Raw genomic sequence first — 17,938 nt, 5'->3', positions numbered from 1 at the left:
GCAGCCGCATGAACATGCGCTGCCGTGCAGGCGGACTCTAAACGCAACGCCCGGTCTGGCTTTTGCCAGGCCGGGCGTTTGCCGCTTTCAGACCTCGCGGGTTTCACCGTGGGGCAGTAACAGGTAACAAGACATGGCAAAAGAATACAGCCGTACCCAACGAATCGGCGATCAGATGCAGCGCGAGCTGGCCCAACTGATCCGTCGCGAAGTCAAGGACCCGCGCGTCGGCCTGGTCACCATTACCGCAGTGGAAGTCAGCCGTGACGTCGGTCATGCCAAGATTTTCATCACCGTGATGGGCCAGGACAGCGCCGAAGAAATCGCCCAGAGCATCAAGGTGCTCAACTCGGCCGCCGGCTTCCTGCGCATGCAGTTGGCCCGGGAGATGAAGCTGCGCAGCGTTCCGCAGTTGCACTTCCACTACGACGAAAGCGTCGTGCGAGGCGCGCATCTGTCAGCGCTGATCGAGCGCGCCGTGGCTGAAGACAGCCAGCACCCGGCTGCGGCTGAACCCGAAGACTCCAAGGAGTAACCGGTGGCTCAGGTCAAACGTATCCGTCGTAATGTCAGCGGTATCATCCTGCTCGACAAACCGTTGGGATTCACCTCCAACGCAGCCCTGCAGAAGGTTCGCTGGTTGCTCAACGCCGAGAAGGCTGGCCACACCGGTAGTCTCGATCCGCTGGCTACTGGCGTGCTGCCCCTGTGTTTCGGCGAGGCGACCAAGTTCTCCCAGTACCTGCTCGATTCCGACAAGGGTTATGAAACCCTGGCGCAGTTGGGCAAGACCACCACCACGGCGGACGCCGAAGGTGAGGTTTTGCTGGAACGCCCGGTGACCGTTGGTCAGACGGATATCGAGGCGGTCTTGCCGAAATTTCGCGGGCAAATCAGTCAGATACCGCCGATGTACTCTGCCCTCAAGCGCGATGGACAGCCGTTGTACAAACTGGCCCGTGCAGGTGAAGTAGTGGAGCGTGAACCGCGTTCTGTTACTATTGCGCGCTTGGAATTGCTGGCCTTTGACGGTAATACTGCACGGCTAGCCGTGGATTGCAGCAAAGGCACCTATATCCGTACCCTGGTGGAGGATATCGGCGAGCAACTCGGCTGTGGCGCGTACGTGGCAGAATTGCGACGGACCCAGGCCGGGCCTTTCACGTTAGCCCAGACGGTCACGTTGGAAGAGCTCGAAGCCGTGCATGCCGAAGGCGGGAATGAAGCGGTCGACCGTTTCCTGATGCCGTCGGACAGCGGTTTGCTCGACTGGCCGCTGCTGCAGTTCTCTGAACACAGTGCGTTCTACTGGCTCAACGGCCAGCCGGTACGTGCCCCGGATGCGCCGAAGTTCGGCATGGTTCGGGTACAGGATCACAATGGTCGCTTCATCGGTATCGGTGAAGTGAGCGAAGACGGGCGCATTGCGCCACGTCGATTGATTCGGTCGGAATGACCGGAACCAGCCTGCGTAACAACAGGCTGGCGAGTGTGGCTGTTAACAGGCACGGTCACTACTCATTTATAGATACAGGGATTTGTCCCTGGCCTGTTGAAGCTGTTTCATTGAAACAGTTTCCTGACTAAAAGGATTGCCTCATGGCTCTCGACGTTCAAGAAAAAGCTCAAATCGTAGCTGACTACCAGCAAGCTGTTGGTGACACTGGTTCGCCAGAAGTGCAAGTTGCACTGCTGACCGCCAACATCAACAAACTGCAAGGTCACTTCAAGGCCAACGGTAAAGATCACCACTCCCGTCGTGGTCTGATCCGCATGGTAAACCAGCGCCGTAAACTGCTGGACTACCTGAAAGGCAAGGACGTGAGCCGTTACAGCGCTCTGATCGCTCGCCTGGGTCTGCGTCGCTAATAAGCGATTGCGCTAGAGGTTGGTGGTCTGTCGTACGTCAGGGGTTTCCCGTTGGCGCATGGCAGGCTCCCAGCCTCAAGTTTTATCTGGATGCACGTTTTACCCTGGACAGTCGCCGGGCCGATTCCCGTCATTGCCCAAGAATTTCGCAAGAAGACAAGTTCCCCCAAGAGCCACAAAGAAGGTAGGACACCGTGAACCCGGTAATCAAAAAATTCCAGTTCGGTCAGTCGACCGTTACCCTCGAGACCGGCCGTATCGCCCGTCAGGCCTCCGGCGCAGTGCTGGTCACCGTTGACGACGACGTCAGCGTATTGGTGACCGTTGTCGGCGCCAAGCAAGCCGATCCAGGCAAGGGCTTCTTCCCTCTGTCTGTCCACTACCAGGAAAAGACTTACGCAGCCGGTAAGATCCCTGGCGGTTTCTTCAAGCGCGAAGGCCGTCCTTCCGAGAAAGAAACCCTGACTTCCCGACTGATCGACCGTCCGATCCGTCCGCTTTTCCCAGAAGGCTTCATGAACGAAGTGCAGGTCGTCTGCACCGTCGTTTCCACCAGCAAGAAGACCGATCCGGACATCGCTGCGATGATCGGTACCTCGGCTGCCCTGGCGATCTCCGGCATTCCTTTCGATGGTCCGATCGGCGCTGCCCGCGTTGCGTTCCACGAAAGCACCGGCTACCTGCTGAACCCGACCTACGAGCAACTGAAAGCTTCGAGCCTGGACATGGTCGTGGCCGGTACCTCCGAAGCCGTGCTGATGGTTGAATCCGAAGCCAAAGAGCTGACCGAAGACCAGATGCTGGGCGCCGTACTGTTCGCCCACGACGAGTTCCAAGTGGTGATCAACGCCGTCAAGGAACTGGCCGCCGAAGCCGCCAAGCCAACCTGGACCTGGGCGCCACAGCCAGAAGCCACCGAGCTGCTGGGCGCGATCCGTGCCGAGTTCGGCGACGCGATTTCCCAGGCCTACACCATCACCATCAAGGCCGATCGTTATGCGCGTCTGGGCGAGCTGCGTGACCAGGTCGTCGCCAAGTTCTCCGGCGAAGAAGGCCAGCCATCGGCCAGCGACGTGAAGGCTGCGTTCGGTGAAATCGAATACCGCACCGTTCGCGAAAACATCGTCAACGGCAAGCCGCGTATCGATGGTCGCGACACCCGCACCGTACGTCCGCTGAACATCGAAGTCGGCGTTCTGCCGAAGACCCACGGTTCGGCACTGTTCACCCGTGGCGAGACCCAGGCACTGGTCGTTGCAACACTGGGCACCGCCCGTGACGCGCAACTGCTGGACACCCTGGAAGGCGAAAAGAAAGACCCGTTCATGCTGCACTACAACTTCCCTCCGTTCTCGGTGGGCGAGTGTGGTCGCATGGGTGGCGCTGGTCGTCGCGAAATCGGCCACGGCCGTCTGGCCCGTCGTTCGGTCCAGGCCATGCTGCCAGCCGCTGACGTGTTCCCGTACACCATCCGCGTGGTATCGGAAATCACCGAATCCAACGGCTCGAGCTCGATGGCTTCGGTCTGCGGCGCTTCCCTGGCCCTGATGGACGCTGGTGTGCCGATGAAGGCTCCGGTTGCCGGCATCGCCATGGGTCTGGTTAAAGAAGGCGAGAAGTTCGCTGTCCTGACCGACATCCTGGGTGACGAAGACCACCTGGGCGACATGGACTTCAAAGTGGCCGGTACCGCCAAAGGCGTCACCGCACTGCAGATGGACATCAAGATCAAAGGCATCACCGAAGAGATCATGGAAATCGCCCTGGGCCAAGCCCTGGAAGCGCGCCTGAACATCCTCGGCCAGATGAACCAGATCATCGGTCAGTCCCGCACCGAGCTGTCGGAAAACGCTCCGACCATGATCGCGATGAAAATCGACACCGACAAAATCCGTGATGTCATCGGTAAAGGCGGCGCGACCATCCGTGCGATCTGTGAAGAAACCAAGGCCTCGATCGACATCGAAGACGATGGTTCGATCAAGATCTTCGGCGAAACCAAGGAAGCGGCGGAAGCAGCACGCCAGCGCGTCCTGGGCATCACCGCCGAAGCCGAGATCGGCAAGATCTACGTCGGCAAGGTTGAGCGCATCGTCGACTTCGGCGCGTTCGTCAACATCCTGCCGGGCAAGGACGGCCTGGTTCACATCTCCATGCTGAGCGATGCTCGTGTCGAGAAAGTGACCGACATCCTGAAAGAAGGCCAGGAAGTGGAAGTGCTGGTACTGGACGTGGACAACCGCGGCCGTATCAAGCTGTCCATCAAGGACGTCGCGGCAGCCAAGGCATCGGGCGTTTAATCACTCCCTCGCTTAGCCGCTGAACAAGCAAACGCCCCGACTGGTTCGGGGCGTTTTGCTGTGCGCGCAAAAATCATTTTTGCCGCGGGTTGCCTGGCCTCTGGCTCAATGCTAGGTTTAGCCCCACGCCCGTGTAGCTCAGTCGGTAGAGCAGCGCACTCGTAACGCGAAGGTCGCAGGTTCGATTCCTGTCTCGGGCAAAGTCACACTTGTTTTCAGATGATCCCCCGAATGGTTCTGAAGGCCAGGTAAACCGGGCTTCCAACGGCTTCCTGCGTCAGAGAGATCCTTGATGATCCAGATCCATCTTCCATTCCCAGATCAGCGAGAACGCCATGACCGTCAAAGAACTGAGTCAAGAAGCCAGACACCAAGAAGCCCTCGAAAAGTACTTGAACGAAACGCCGCAGCTGCGGGATGAGATCAAGGACCTACCCGCCGATGATCAGAAAGACCAGATCCAATGGGCGTTCGAAGACGAGGCCGAAGCCCAGGGGCTGCAGCCTTGGGAGTTGACGCTCAAATACACCAGCACGCCTGAAGAGTTCGAGGCGCAGCGCCTTGCCTTGCACAAGGAGGCTGCCGAGGTGTTGGGTGTGGAATGGGATGAATATTGCGAGATGAACAATCTGGTGGTCTGAAGAAAACGCCAGCCTTTTGAGGCTGGCGTTTTTTGTTGTCAGAGGCTCAAGCGCATCGACAAATCCACGGCCTTCACATCCTTGGTCATCGCACCGATAGAGATGTAATCCACTCCGGTCTCGGCAATCGGGCGCAACGTGCTCTCGTTGATGCCGCCGCTGGCTTCCAGCTTGGCCTTGCCGCCGTTCAGACGCACCGCTTCGCGCATGTCGTCCAGGCTCAGTTCGTCGAGCATGATGATGTCGGCACCTGCCGCCAGCGCTTCTTTCAATTCCGCCAGGCTTTCGACTTCGACTTCCACCGGTTTACCCGGTGCGATCTGCTGGGCGGCGCTGATGGCCTGGGCAATCCCGCCGCAAGCGGCAATGTGGTTTTCCTTGATCAGGAACGCGTCGTACAGGCCGATGCGGTGGTTGTGACAGCCACCGCAGGTCACGGCGTACTTCTGGGCCAGACGTAGCCCAGGCAACGTTTTGCGAGTGTCCAGCAGCTTGACCTGGGTATCGGCGACGAAGTCGGCCAGGTAGCGAGCCCGGGTGGCAACGCCCGATAGCAACTGCAGGAAATTCAGCGCGCTGCGTTCGCCCGTCAGCAGTGAGCGGGCCGGGCCTTCGAGGTGGAACAGGGCTTGGTCAGGGCTCACGCGGTCGCCGTCATGCACTTGCCAATGCACCGCGACACGTGGGTCCAACTGCCGGAACACCGCATCCACCCAGGCCGTGCCGCTGATGATCGCTGCTTCACGGGTGATGATGGTGGCCTTGGCCAGGCGTTCGGCGGGGATCAGCTGCGCGGTGATGTCGCCGCTGCCGATGTCTTCCAACAGCGCGCGGCGCACATTGGCTTCGATTTCGGCGGTCAGGTCGGCGAGATGTAGATTCGGCATAACAGGCTCCACGAACAAAGTGGCCGGATTATATCCGCTTGGCACCTGTTGGCTTGCATTTGGTCGCGTCCACGCAACATTTACCCGAAATGCCGGTCATTTATTGCGATCTCTTTGAGCCTGTTCACAGAGTCCTCTGGTGTGGCGGGCTCTTTTTACCGGATAATCCGCCTTTCGTTTGACGTCATGAGTTTGACGTAGCGAGCCGAAGAATGCCGTTTCAGGAGTCCAGGATGCATAACGACGGGAATGTAGTGCCTTTGCATAAAGTGCCTACCGACCAGGCGAATCGTTCGCCGCTCGCCCGGCTGCCGGTCATTCTGCTCCAGGTTCGCGACAAGGCCGCGCAGCAGTTGCGCGTGGGTCTGCAGGGCTTGTTCGATAACGCCGATGACACGTTGTTCGAAATGGCCGACCGGGCGCGCAATGATCTCGAGCAGAACCTCTACTTCGAAGCCATGCGCGACTTGCGTTTGAAACGCAAAAGCATCGAGCGTGAATTCATCGAACAGTTTTTCGAGGCTTTTGTCAGTCTCGCCCAGTACGACCTTACCCAGGCGACCCTGGCACCCGTGGTGGGCGCCATACCGGCCCAGCCAAACCATGACGAGCTGGAGCGCCGCCTGGCGGTGGAAACCATGGTCGCCCGAGTGATCAGCCGCGACGGCGTGTCGCTCGACCAACTCACCGCGCGGCTCAGTGTGTTGCTGGACCGGCCATTGACGAACCAGTTGAACCCGTTAAGCCCAGGTTTATTGTGCGGGCATTTCCTTCAGGCTGGACGCAACCTGGGCGTGGGGATCAAGGTCAAGCTGATCCTGCTCAAGCTGTTCGAGCGTTATGTGCTCAGCGAATGCGACCAGTTCTATGCACAGGCCAATCAATTGCTCGCCGCGACGGGCGTCTTGCCGGACCTCAAGATCTCACCGTCGCGACGGGCATCGGATCGTGTCGAGGAAGTCGCCCAACCCAACGTCGATGGCGCCGCCAGGCCAAGGGCCGATGACGTCGACGACAGCGTCCAGGAGGTCTTCGCCGCGTTGCAGAAATTGCTGGTGCAGGTACGCGGCAGCGTCGCGCCAACCTTGGAAGCCAGCGCCCCAGCCCAGCCGATTTCGAAACGGGACCTGCTGCGATTGTTGTCTCATTTGCAGCAGTACGTTCCCTCGCCCACGGTGCAGGACGAGTTCGACCTGCGCAGCCAGCTCGAACAGTTGCTGACGCGTGTCAGCGTCAAGAGTGGCAAGTCCCGGGTCGTCGACGGCGCCGACGAAGACGTGATCAACCTGATCGCGATGATGTTCGAGTTCATTCTCGACGACCAGAACCTGCCGGACTCCCTCAAGGCGCTGATCGGTCGACTGCAGATTCCGATGCTCAAGGTCGCGGTACAGGACAAGAGTTTCTTCAGCCGAGGCAATCATCCGGCCCGCCGGCTGCTCAACGAAATTGCTGCCGCCGCGATGGGCTGGGGCGATTGCGACGATCATCAGCGCGACAGTCTTTACCTGCGCATCGAGCAAGTCGTGCAGCGTTTGTTGAACGACTTTGTCGACGACCCGGCGATATTTTCCGAAGTGCTGGCGGACTTCCTGGCGTTCACCAGCGATGAACGTCGTCGCAGCGAACTGCTGGAGCAACGCATTCGCGACGCTGAAGAAGGGCGGGCCAAGGCCGAACTGGCCCGACAGCGGGTCGAAGGGGCGCTGAACCACATCATGCTGGGCAAGGTCTTGCCCCAGGCCGTGGTGGATTTCGTCCAGCAAGCCTGGAGCCAGGTGTTGTTGCTGACCGGTTTCAAACATGGCGAGCAATCAGCTGAATGGCAGGCCGACGTGCTGACCCTCGAGCAGTTGGTGTGGAGCGTCCAGCATCACGAAGAACCCGACGCCGGTCTGCGCTTGCTGGCGATGGTGCCGGAGCTGCTCAAGGCCCTGCGCGACGGCTTGAGCCGTTCGGCGTTCGATCCGTTCGCCACCAGCGAATTCTTCAGCGAACTGGAAGTGCTCCATGTCCAGGCTCTCCAACGGCTGGGCCAGGCAACGGAGCAGGCACAGCCGGCGGATTCGCCGGTGCTGGTCGAGGTGGTGGAGCCCATCGTCCTGCGGGCTGCGCCGGTAACCGCGACGGACGAACCGACCGTACGCTTGCCTGCCGATGACGTGGGCCTGCTCCAGGTCGATCAACTGCGCCTGGGAAGTTGGGTCGAATTCCAGGAAGACGAAGACAACAACCTTCGTTGCAAACTCGCGGCGATTATCCAGGCCACTGGCAAGTATGTCTTCGTCAACCGTACCGGCCTCAAGGTCCTTGAGCACAGCCGCACCAGCCTGGCCTTGGAGTTCCGCCGTGGGGCGGCGCGGTTGCTGGACGATACCCTGTTGTTCGACAGGGCGCTGGAATCCGTGCTGGGCAACCTGCGCCAGCTCAATCGCGGCAAGTGATCGCGCAGCCGGGGCCGATCGCGGCATACTGACGGCCTTCACCGTCTCATCGAAGGAACCTGTATGCAGCTGGACTCCGCGAGCGGTTGGTGCGATGGCGTGCGTCATTGCCCTTCGCCCAACTTCAATGCGCGCCCCGAGGGCGAGATCTCCCTGCTGGTCATCCACAACATCAGCTTGCCACCGGCACAGTTCGCCACGGGCAAAGTGCAGGAATTTTTCCAGAATCGCCTGGATGTCACGGAACATCCCTATTTTGCGGGTATCGCGGACCTGCGCGTGTCCGCGCATTTTCTGATCGAACGTGACGGCACCGTGACCCAGTTTGTCTCTTGTCTTGATCGTGCCTGGCACGCTGGTGTTTCGTGTTTCGAAGGGCGGGAGACGTGTAACGATTTTTCCATAGGCATCGAGCTTGAAGGCACCGATGACCTGCCGTTCACCGACGGGCAATATGTCGCCTTGGTGGACTTGACCCGGCAGCTGCAAAAAGCATTTTCGGCGATCACGCTGCAGCGCATCTGCGGGCACAGCGACATCGCGCCGGGACGCAAGACCGATCCGGGGCCGGCATTCGACTGGGCGCGTTACCGCGCGGCCCTGACAGAAGGGGAAGGACAATGAGTTTTCTGGTGTTGCTGCTGGCGGTCTGGATCGAGAAGTTCTCGGCCTTGCGCCAGCGGGTCCAGCGTGACGGCGGCTGGCTGGGCGAGCTGAACAAACTCGAGGCGAGTCCGCGCTGGGGCAACCGGCCCTGGCTGGTGCTGGTGATGATGGTTCTGCTGCCGGTTTCGCTGCTGGCGTTGCTACTCTGGGTGTTGGAGCCGGTGGCCTATGGTTTGCTGGCGCTGCCGATTCACCTGTTGGTGGTCATCTACAGCCTGGGGCGCGGCGATCTGTTGGCTGATCTCGGGCCGTTTCGCGATGCCTGGCGACGTGAAGACCTGCAAGCGGCCGCCCACGTGGCCAAGCGTGACCTGAACATCGATGCCGATGACGGTGAGCAGTTGCTCGAACGGGTCCAGGGGCATTTGCTATGGCAGGCTTACCAGAGTTTTTTCGCGGTGATCTTCTGGTACTTCCTGCTGGGACCCGTGGCCGCCCTGAGTTATCGATTGTTGGCGTTGGCCGCCGAGCACAGCCAGAACCCGGGTGTGGCCGAGCGTGCAGCGCAACTGCGCCACGCCTTCGACTGGGTACCGGTGCGATTGCTGGCGGCGAGCTTCGCCCTGGTGGGCAACTTCGTCGCGGTCAGTCGGGTCATGCTGCATGAACTGTTGAACTGGAACATCAGCGCCGCCGACCTCATCGACAAAGTCGGCTTGGTGGCCGGCGAGATTCCCACGCCGGTCGCCGGGCCGGACGGCATCAACAGCCTGGATCGACTTTGGGAATTGCTGCTGCGCGCTGCGTTGCTCTGGTATGCCGGGTTCGCATTGTGGACGGTGTTGGCCTGATCGAACCCAGCAAGTTCGTAACGCTAAGCTGTCGTGGCGAGGGAGCTTGCTCCCGCTCGGCTGCGCAGCAGTCGTAAAACAGGATAAAAACCGCAAACCCCACGGGGCCTGCCGCACAGGCCAGCGGGAGCGAGCTCCCTCGCCACTGGATCGTGTGCCGTCGTTAACCTTAAGTTACAAATCTCCCCGCCGAATTAGGCTATACAGGAACAGCGTCCGAATAGTGGCTTTGTGCTGTCTCCGTGCGCAGCTCATAACAATAAAAACTACCGGGAGACTTCCCTTGTGAAGAGTTTGCTCTGGCCCGCCGTCGCCCTGATGAATCGCCTTAGCTTCGGCATGAAGTTCAGCCTGATCAGTGTCCTGTTCCTGCTGCCGATGCTGGTGACCAATTTCTTTCTGGTGCGTGATTCCTACCGCGAGTTCCAGGGCACGCAAGTGGAGCTGCAAAGCCTGGATTTGCTGGGCAGCAGCCTGGCGCTGCGGCGTGACCTGGAGACGCTGAACGACCTGGTGCAGATCAATGCCAGCCTGGGCCAGTCTGGCAAGGCCGGCGACGTGGACGCGAAGATCGCCGCGCTCGAGCACAAGGTGCTCGCCCGGTTGCAAGGCATGACGGCCATGGCGATGGAGCCCGAGCACGTCAGTGCCTTCGATACCAAGCGCGACGAAATGATCGCCGCTTTCAAGGCCCAGCAAGCCGAAAGCTCGCTGCAGAGCAAAAGCGCGTTAATCGGCAATCTGCTCAACAATGCACAAATATTCGGCCAGATCATCGCCAGTCAGGCCGGCCTGAGCCGTGACAACCAGGCCGACATCCGCCAGCTCAGCGAGCTGATCGTCGGCCTGACGCCCAGGGTCACTCAGATTTTGGGCGAGGGCCGTGCCTTGGGCGCTTCTTCGTTGGGGTTGGGTTTCCTCAATTCCGCGTCGAGTACCCGGTTCGATGAGTTGCTGGTGCAGATCGAGAAGCTCCAGGGCGAATATGAGCTGAAACTGCAGGACGCGCTGGGCTCGAGCAAGGCGGTCGGACAAGCACTCGCCGATCAGGCCGGTGGCAGCAAGAGCACTCTCAAGCAAGCGGCCGAGCTGATTGAAAACCAGGTTGTCATGGCGGACACCCTCGATGCGCCATGGCCGGCATTCTTCGATCAGGTCAGCGGCCTGATGGAGCAGACCTATCGGTTGAACGAGGCAACGTTGGGCTTTCTCGGTGTGCAACTGCAGCACCGCCTGGAGCAGAACCGCAGCCACATGGTGCTACAGGCGGTGGCGCTCGCAGCGGTGTTCCTGTTGATTTTCTATCTGTACGCCGGTTTCTACGCCTCGACACGCACGACGCTCAAGCACCTGGGGGCGATGATGGACAAAGTCGCGGCGGGGGATATGACGGTCAGTTTCGTCGCCCGCAGCAAGGATGAGCTGGGCGAGTTGGGCGAGGTGTTCAATGGCACCGTGGCGAAGATCCATGACTTGATCGAACAGGTCGGCCACACCGTCGCCGAGGTCGAGCGCCAGGCCGGGCAGGTGGAAACGGTATCGGCCCAGAGCAACCAGGCCGTGGCCGGCCAGCGCAGCCAGATCGAACTGGTCGCCACGGCGATGAACCAGATGTCCGCCACTGCCCAGGAAGTCGCCCGCAGCGCTGCGGCGGCGGTCAGCAGCGCCCATAGCGTGAATGATGAAACCCTCAGTGGACGAGGCTTGGTGGAATCCCAGCAGGGCAGCATCGCCCGGCTCGCCAGCGAAATCGACCAGTCGGTGCAGGTGATCAATCAACTGGCGACCGACAGCCAGGCCATCAGCCGCGTCCTCGATGTGATCAAGAGCATTGCCGAGCAAACCAACCTGCTGGCCCTCAACGCCGCTATCGAAGCCGCCCGTGCTGGCGAGCAAGGGCGCGGATTCGCGGTGGTGGCCGACGAGGTGCGAACCCTGGCCAAGCGGACCCAGCAGTCAACCGAAGAAATCGAAGCGATGATCAGCCGCCTGCACGGCGGCGTCGGTGCCGCCGTCAAGGCGATGGGCACTAGCCATGAGATGGCCAGCGGCACGGTTGGCCAGTCGGAGAAGGTCCAGCAGGCGCTGGAAAACATTCTCGGCGCCGTTGGCATGATCGTCGACCAGAACCAGCAGATCGCCGCTGCGGTGGAGCAGCAGACCGCCGTCGCCCATGACATCGACCAGAACATCGTCGAGATCAACCGCGCCGGCGAACGCACCGCCGAAGGGGCTCACCAGACCGAAGACGCCAGCCGCGAACTGTCCTCCCAAGTGGTGCGGCTCAAGCAACTGATCAATGCGTTTCGGGTGTGATCTCCTGCCTCACCACAGGCCCAGTGTGGGAGCGAGCCTGTGTGGGAGCGAGCTTGCTCGCGATGGCGGAGTGTCAGCCAATGAAAGGTTGCCTGGATCACCGCTATCGCGAGCAAGCTCGCTCCCACAAGGATCACCACTGGAATAGCTGCCGGGCGTTTGCCGTGCTGGCCTCGGCAAGTCGTTCAGGCGTCACCGCCATGATGCCCGCCAACGCCTCGCAAATCGCCGGCAAATGCGCCGGACTGTTGCGTTGCCCGGGAAACATCGACGGCGCCATGTCCGGTGAGTCGGTCTCCAGCACCACCGCATCCAGCGGCAGTTTCGGCAGCACCCGGTGCATGCGCAGGGCCTGGGGCCATGTGGCCGCGCCGCCGAGGCCGAGCTTGAAACCGAGCCTGATGTATTCGCGAGCCTCTTCGAAGCTGCCGGCAAAGGCATGGATGATGCCCGCACGGGCCGGGCACATGCGTTTGAGCGTCGCGATCACGGCGGCGTGGCTGCGACGTACATGGATCAGCGCCGGCAGTTCGAAATCCCGGGCCAGTTCCAGCTGCGCCTCGAACAGCGTTTGCTGGCGATCGCGGTCCAGGGTCTGGACGTAATAGTCCAGGCCGATTTCCCCCACCGCGCACAACTGCCGATGCCCGGCCAGGCGCTCCAGCCATTCGCGCAACTGCGCCAGGTCTTCGCCGCGATGCTCGTCGAGAAACACCGGGTGCAGGCCCAGCGCGGCATGCAGGTGCGGGTCGCTTTGGACCAGGTCCCAGACGCGCTGCCAGTTGTCCCGATATACGCCCAGCACCACTATTTCCCGGACACCCAAGGCGCGGCTTTCGGCCAGCAGCGCCGGGCGATCCGCGTCGAAATCCGGGAAGTCCAGATGAGTGTGCGTGTCGATCAACTGCATATCCGCACCCTGAACCTCAGCCCTGGTGAATGCGCTGCTTGAACGTGCGCGCAATCGCCTGGACACCGGGTTGATAGACATCGTTTTCGATGGCCGCCAGCGCCAGTTCCAAGGCTTTGTCGGCGATCAGTTGATGCTGCTGGGACATGGCATTGACCGGCAGCGGCAGGAAATCCAACAGTTGCGTGTCGCCAAAGGTGCCCAGGCGCAGGGGACGCGCCTTGAGCGGAAAATCATGCAAGGCATCGAACACCCCTTGCAGCAGCACATAAGAGGTGGTGACCAGCGCGTCGGGGAGATGGCCCAGGCGCGCGAGCATGTCATCCATCAACTGACGACCGCATTCACGGCTGAACGACTCGCCGTGCTCGATCAGCACCTGGCCTTCGAACCCAGCCAGCGCCTCGCGGAAACCAGCGGTCCGCTCCTGGCTGATGCTCAGTTCGGGGCGGGCGCTGATCAGCGCGATCTGCCGTGGATTCGTTTCCAGCAGGCTTCGTGTCAGTTGCAGGCTGGCCTGGCGGTCGTCGCTGATTACCGAGCAGAACTGCGCCGGTTCCATCACCCGGTCGATGGCGATGATCGGGATGCCCTTGGCCTGCAATTGGCGGTAGCTATCGTCTTCGGCGGGCAGGCAACTGGCAACGATCAGCGCATCGCAGCGTCGGGCGCGGAACAGTTGCAGCAACTGGCGCTCGCTGTCAGGCGCATCATCGGAGCTGGCGATCAGCAACTGATAACCTCGGGCGCGGGCACCTTGTTCCAGCAGCTTGGCGATACGCGCGTAACTGGGGTTCTCCAGGTCGGGCAGGATGAACCCCAACGTGCGGGTATGCCGGCTGCGCAGTCCGGCGGCCTGTGGGTTGGGCGTGAAGCCATGCTCTTGGACCACCGCCCGGACCCGTTCGACGGTCGCGTTGCTGATGCGTTGCTGTTCGGCCTTGCCGTTGATGACGTAGCTGGCGGTGGTCACGGACACACCGGCGAGCTGGGCGATATCACTGAGTTTCAACCCGGTTTTCCTTGTTTTTTCGAGTTTGCCCCGACAATGAAGGCTCATCCTACCCGATTCGGATCGATGGTCACCCCCGGACGCTTTCGACAAGTTGCACTTCAAGGATGAGAGATTATCGAGTAACGTGCCAATCTTTCTAGATTAAACGTTTCAGCAAGCGTATTTTCAGGGCTTCAGGGTTTTCGGTCGCACTGCCGCGACACCGCCGCAAGCCGTTTGCAACGCTAAGCTGATTCATTCAAAACAATACCTGGCGCCAACCGGACGCCAAAAAGGAGAAAGCATGCTCGAGCTCACTCTAGAGCAGATATCCATGGCCCAGGTGGCTGTGGATAAAGACGCCGCGCTGCAACTGCTCGCTGACAAACTGGTGGCCGATGGCCTGGTAGCCGAGGGTTATCTTGCCGGATTGCAGGCCCGCGAGGCCCAGGGCTCGACCTTTCTCGGCCAAGGTATTGCCATCCCCCACGGTACTCCGCAGACCCGCGACCTGGTGTATTCCACCGGCGTGCGCTTGCTTCAATTTCCCGAAGGCGTGGACTGGGGCGATGGCCAGATCGTTTACCTGGCGATCGGCATCGCCGCCAAGTCCGACGAACACCTGCGCCTGCTGCAACTGCTGACCCGCGCCCTCGGCGAGACCGATCTGGGCCAGGCATTGCGTCGCGCCGGCAGCGCCGAAGCCTTGCTGAAACTGCTGCAAGGCGCGCCGCAGGAACTGGCGCTGGATGCGCAGATGATCGGCCTCGGCGTGTCGGCCGACGATTTCGAAGAACTGGTGTGGCGCGGCGCCCGTTTGTTACGCCAGGCCGATTGCGTGAGCAACGGCTTCGCCGGCGTGCTGCAGCAGGTCGAAGCGTTGCCTCTCGGCGATGGGCTCTGGTGGCTGCACAGCGAACAGACCGTCAAGCGCCCGGGCCTGGCCTTCGTCACGCCCGACAAACCCATTCGTTATCTGGGCCAACCCCTGAGCGGGTTGTTCTGCCTGGCCAGCCTCGGCGAGGCCCACCAGGCGTTGCTGGAAAGGCTTTGCGCATTGCTGATCGAAGGTCGCGGCCACGAATTGGGCCGCGCTACCAGCAGCCGCAAGGTCCTGGAAGTGCTGGGGGGCGAACTGCCCGCCGACTGGCCCAGCGCGCGCATCGGCCTGGCGAATGCCCACGGCCTGCACGCGCGCCCAGCGAAAATCCTTGCCCAGCTGGCGAAAAGTTTCGAAGGCGAGATCCGCGTGCGCATCGTCGATGGCCAGGACAGCGCCGTATCGGTGAAGAGTCTGAGCAAACTGCTGAGTCTGGGCGCCCGTCGCGGTCAGGTCCTGGAGTTCATTGCCGAACCCAGCATTGCCGCCGACGCGTTGCCGGCGCTGCTCGCAGCCGTCGAAGAAGGTCTCGGCGAAGAGGTCGAACCGCTGCCGCCACCGAGCGCGCCGCGAGAAACCACCATTGCCGAAGTTGCCACCGTGCTGCTCGCGCCGGAATCCGGCAGCCTGATCCAGGCCGTCGCCGCCGCGCCGGGCATTGCCATCGGTCCGGCGCATATCCAAGTGCAGCAAGACATCGATTATCCACTGCGTGGCGAGTCTCCGGCGATCGAGCGCGAGCGTCTACAAAACGCCCTAGGCCAGGTACGTCGGGACATCGAGGGCTTGATCGAGCGCGCCAAGGCCAAGGCCATCCGCGAGATTTTCATCACCCACCAGGAAATGCTCGACGACCCGGAACTGACCGACGAAGTCGACACCCGCCTGAAGCTGGGCGAGAGCGCGCAAGCAGCGTGGATGGGCGTGATCGAAGCCGCCGCGAAGGAACAGGAAGCCCTGCAGGATGCCTTGCTTGCCGAGCGCGCCGCCGATCTGCGGGATGTTGGCCGTCGGGTGCTGGCGCAGTTGTGCGGCATCGAGACCCCGGCAGAACCGGATCAACCCTACATCCTGGTGATGGACGAAGTCGGCCCCTCCGACGTCGCGCGCCTGGACCCGGCCCGCGTGGCGGGGATCCTCACCGCACGCGGCGGCGCCACCGCCCACAGTGCCATTGTCGCCCGCGCCCTGGGCATTCCGGCCTTGGTGGGCGCAGGCGCGGCGGTGTTGCTGTTGGCGCCGGGCACGTCCTTGCTGCTGGATGGGCAGCGTGGTCGGCTGCATGTTGACCCGGACGCTGCGACCCTGCAACGGGCCGCTGAAGAGCGCGACACCCGTGAGCAGCGCCTGAAAGTCGCCGCCGAACAGCGCCACCAACCGGCGCTGACCCGCGACGGTCATGCCGTTGAAGTATTCGCCAACATCGGCGAAAGCGCCGGCGTCACCAGCGCGGTGGAGCAGGGCGCCGAAGGCATCGGCCTGTTGCGCACCGAGCTTATCTTCATGGCCCACACCGAGGCCCCGGACGAAGCGACCCAGGAAGCCGAATACCGCAAGGTGCTCGATGGTTTGGCCGGTCGGCCGCTGGTGGTGCGCACCCTCGACGTCGGCGGCGACAAGCCGTTGCCTTATTGGCCGATCGCGAAGGAAGAAAACCCCTTCCTCGGCGTGCGCGGCATCCGCCTGACCTTGCAGCGCCCCCACGTCATGGAAGCGCAACTGCGCGCCCTGTTGCGCTCGGCGGACAACCGTCCGCTGCGGATCATGTTCCCCATGGTCGGCAGCATCGACGAGTGGCGCCAGGCCCGGGACATGACCGAGCGTCTGCGTCGCGAGATCCCCGTGGCGGATTTGCAATTGGGCATCATGATCGAAGTGCCGTCCGCCGCGCTGCTGGCGCCGGTACTCGCCAAGGAAGTCGATTTCTTCAGCGTCGGCACCAACGACCTGACGCAATACACCCTGGCGATCGACCGTGGTCACCCGACCCTGTCGGCCCAGGCCGATGGCTTGCACCCGGCGGTATTGCAACTGATCGACATCACCGTGCGCGCCGCCCATGCCCATGGCAAATGGGTCGGTGTGTGCGGCGAGCTGGCGGCCGATCCGCTGGCGGTGCCGGTGTTGGTGGGCCTGGGCGTGGACGAGTTGAGTGTCTCGGCCCGCAGCATCGCGGAGGTCAAGGCACGAGTCCGCGAATTGAGCCTGGCACAAGTACAAACCCTGGCCCAAGCGGCATTGGCCGTGGGCAGCGCCGATGACGTGCGCGCATTAGTGGAGGCGCTGTAATGGCGAAGATTCTTACCCTGACCCTTAACCCGGCGCTCGACCTCACGGTGGAGTTGGCGCGCCTGGAACCGGGCCAGGTCAACCGCAGCGACGCCATGCACGCCCACGCCGCCGGCAAGGGCGTGAACGTGGCGCAGGTGCTGGCGGACCTCGGCCACACCCTGACCGTCTGTGGTTTCCTGGGTGAAGACAACGCCCAAGTGTTCGAGACGCTGTTTATCCAGCGTGGCTTCGTCGACGCTTTTATTCGCGTCCCCGGCGAAACCCGCAGCAACATCAAGCTGGCCGAACAGGACGGACGCATCACTGACCTCAACGGTCCTGGCCCGATGGTCGATGAAGCCGCGCAACAAGCGTTGCTGGAACGTCTCGAGCAGATAGCCCCAGGCCACGATGCCGTAGTGGTTGCCGGCAGCATGCCCCGAGGCGTCAGTGCGCAATGGTTGCAGGCGCTGATCATGCGGCTCAAACAGCTCGGCCTGAATGTCGCCCTCGACACCAGCGGCGAAGCGTTGCGCGTCGCCCTGGCGGCGGGGCCATGGCTGATCAAGCCCAATACCGAGGAGCTGGCCGATGCGCTGGGTTGCGACGTGGTGACCGAGGTCGCCCAGGCACAAGCGGCTCAGCGGTTGCATGCCCAAGGCGTGGAACATGTGGTGATTTCCCACGGCGCCGACGGTGTGAATTGGTTCAGCGTTGGTTCGGCCCTGCATGCCTCGCCGCCCAAGGTCACTGTCGCCAGCACCGTGGGCGCCGGCGATTCGCTGCTGGCCGGCATGCTGCATGGATTGCTCGCTGCCCACGCACCGGAGCAGACCCTGCGCACCGCCACGGCCATCGCCGCCATGGCGGTCACCCAGATCGGGTTCGGCATCCACGACACCGCGTTGCTGGCGTCGCTTGAACAGGGCGTGCGCGTGCGCCCCCTGACAGAACAATAAGAGGGTTCGC

General features: G+C 61.9%; 13 protein-coding genes, 1 tRNA gene and 2 pseudogenes. 13 read left to right on the top strand and 3 right to left on the bottom strand.

Annotated elements, in window-relative coordinates:
* The first annotated feature begins 133 nt into the window (after positions 1 to 133).
* The 6 genes from rbfA to ACLK1G_RS11695 all read left to right on the top strand — a co-directional run bounded on the left by rbfA (position 134) and on the right by ACLK1G_RS11695 (position 4,810).
* A complete protein-coding gene (gene rbfA, locus ACLK1G_RS11720) occupies positions 134 to 535 on the top strand; it encodes a 30S ribosome-binding factor RbfA (protein ID WP_420765574.1) in 402 nt (133 codons plus the stop codon).
* 3 nt (positions 536 to 538) lie between these two features.
* Positions 539 to 1,456: a tRNA pseudouridine(55) synthase TruB gene (truB, locus tag ACLK1G_RS11715; protein ID WP_420765573.1), complete on the top strand. Its 918-nt coding sequence runs from the start codon at positions 539 to 541 to the stop codon at positions 1,454 to 1,456.
* A 143-nt stretch (positions 1,457 to 1,599) separates the two neighbouring features.
* Positions 1,600 to 1,869, top strand: coding sequence for a 30S ribosomal protein S15 (gene rpsO / locus ACLK1G_RS11710; protein WP_011332409.1), 270 nt, complete (start codon positions 1,600 to 1,602; stop codon positions 1,867 to 1,869).
* A 194-nt stretch (positions 1,870 to 2,063) separates the two neighbouring features.
* Positions 2,064 to 4,169 (top strand): polyribonucleotide nucleotidyltransferase, encoded by a 2,106-nt coding sequence (gene pnp / locus ACLK1G_RS11705; RefSeq protein ID WP_420765572.1) that lies wholly within the window; start codon positions 2,064 to 2,066, stop codon positions 4,167 to 4,169.
* Positions 4,170 to 4,296: 127 nt separating this feature from the next.
* A tRNA-Thr gene (locus ACLK1G_RS11700) sits at positions 4,297 to 4,369 on the top strand.
* 135 nt (positions 4,370 to 4,504) lie between these two features.
* Entirely contained in the window at positions 4,505 to 4,810 is a 306-nt protein-coding gene (locus ACLK1G_RS11695) for a DUF6388 family protein (protein ID WP_420765571.1), read from the top strand.
* A 38-nt stretch (positions 4,811 to 4,848) separates the two neighbouring features.
* Here ACLK1G_RS11695 and nadC read toward each other — a convergent pair whose 3' ends face one another.
* A complete protein-coding gene (gene nadC / locus ACLK1G_RS11690) occupies positions 4,849 to 5,697 on the bottom strand; it encodes a carboxylating nicotinate-nucleotide diphosphorylase (RefSeq protein WP_420765570.1) in 849 nt (282 codons plus the stop codon).
* A 233-nt stretch (positions 5,698 to 5,930) separates the two neighbouring features.
* Here nadC and ACLK1G_RS11685 point away from each other — a divergent pair, with 233 nt between their 5' ends.
* The 5 genes and pseudogenes from ACLK1G_RS11685 to ACLK1G_RS11665 all read left to right on the top strand — a co-directional run.
* The gene (locus tag ACLK1G_RS11685; protein WP_420765569.1) at positions 5,931 to 8,141 is read left to right on the top strand and encodes a DUF1631 domain-containing protein; all 2,211 of its coding nucleotides are present in this window, start codon (positions 5,931 to 5,933) and stop codon (positions 8,139 to 8,141) included.
* A 63-nt stretch (positions 8,142 to 8,204) separates the two neighbouring features.
* Positions 8,205 to 8,765: a 1,6-anhydro-N-acetylmuramyl-L-alanine amidase AmpD gene (gene ampD, locus ACLK1G_RS11680; protein WP_420765568.1), complete on the top strand. Its 561-nt coding sequence runs from the start codon at positions 8,205 to 8,207 to the stop codon at positions 8,763 to 8,765.
* Complete coding sequence (gene ampE, locus ACLK1G_RS11675; protein WP_420765567.1) at positions 8,762 to 9,598, top strand: regulatory signaling modulator protein AmpE; 837 nt, start codon at positions 8,762 to 8,764, stop codon at positions 9,596 to 9,598. The genes ampD and ampE overlap by 4 nt, the downstream gene beginning before the upstream one ends.
* 318 nt (positions 9,599 to 9,916) lie before the next feature.
* Positions 9,917 to 11,008 (top strand): annotated as a pseudogene (locus tag ACLK1G_RS11670) (methyl-accepting chemotaxis protein); the annotation flags it as partial.
* 333 nt (positions 11,009 to 11,341) lie between these two features.
* Positions 11,342 to 11,914: pseudogene (locus ACLK1G_RS11665) on the top strand (methyl-accepting chemotaxis protein); the annotation flags it as partial.
* Positions 11,915 to 12,047: 133 nt separating this feature from the next.
* Here the strand turns inward: ACLK1G_RS11665 and ACLK1G_RS11660 are convergent.
* Together ACLK1G_RS11660 and cra are read right to left on the bottom strand one after the other, a co-directional pair.
* Complete coding sequence (locus tag ACLK1G_RS11660; RefSeq protein ID WP_420765566.1) at positions 12,048 to 12,824, bottom strand: TatD family hydrolase; 777 nt, start codon at positions 12,822 to 12,824, stop codon at positions 12,048 to 12,050.
* 16 nt (positions 12,825 to 12,840) lie between these two features.
* Complete coding sequence (gene cra, locus ACLK1G_RS11655) at positions 12,841 to 13,836, bottom strand: catabolite repressor/activator (protein WP_420765565.1); 996 nt, start codon at positions 13,834 to 13,836, stop codon at positions 12,841 to 12,843.
* A gap of 286 nt (positions 13,837 to 14,122) precedes the next feature.
* On the opposite strand from cra, the gene ptsP reads away from it, so the two are divergent.
* Together ptsP and pfkB are read left to right on the top strand one after the other, a co-directional pair.
* The gene (gene ptsP / locus ACLK1G_RS11650) at positions 14,123 to 16,987 is read left to right on the top strand and encodes a phosphoenolpyruvate--protein phosphotransferase (protein WP_420765564.1); all 2,865 of its coding nucleotides are present in this window, start codon (positions 14,123 to 14,125) and stop codon (positions 16,985 to 16,987) included.
* The gene (pfkB, locus tag ACLK1G_RS11645; RefSeq protein ID WP_420765563.1) at positions 16,987 to 17,928 is read left to right on the top strand and encodes a 1-phosphofructokinase; all 942 of its coding nucleotides are present in this window, start codon (positions 16,987 to 16,989) and stop codon (positions 17,926 to 17,928) included. Before ptsP ends, pfkB begins: the two co-directional genes overlap by 1 nt.
* The last annotated feature ends 10 nt before the right edge of the window (positions 17,929 to 17,938 follow it).

Source organism: Pseudomonas algeriensis (assembly GCF_048847255.1).
Lineage (GTDB): Bacteria > Pseudomonadota > Gammaproteobacteria > Pseudomonadales > Pseudomonadaceae > Aquipseudomonas.
The sequence above is the reverse complement of the archived record's forward strand: the minus strand, read 5'-3'. Positions and strand labels throughout refer to the sequence as shown.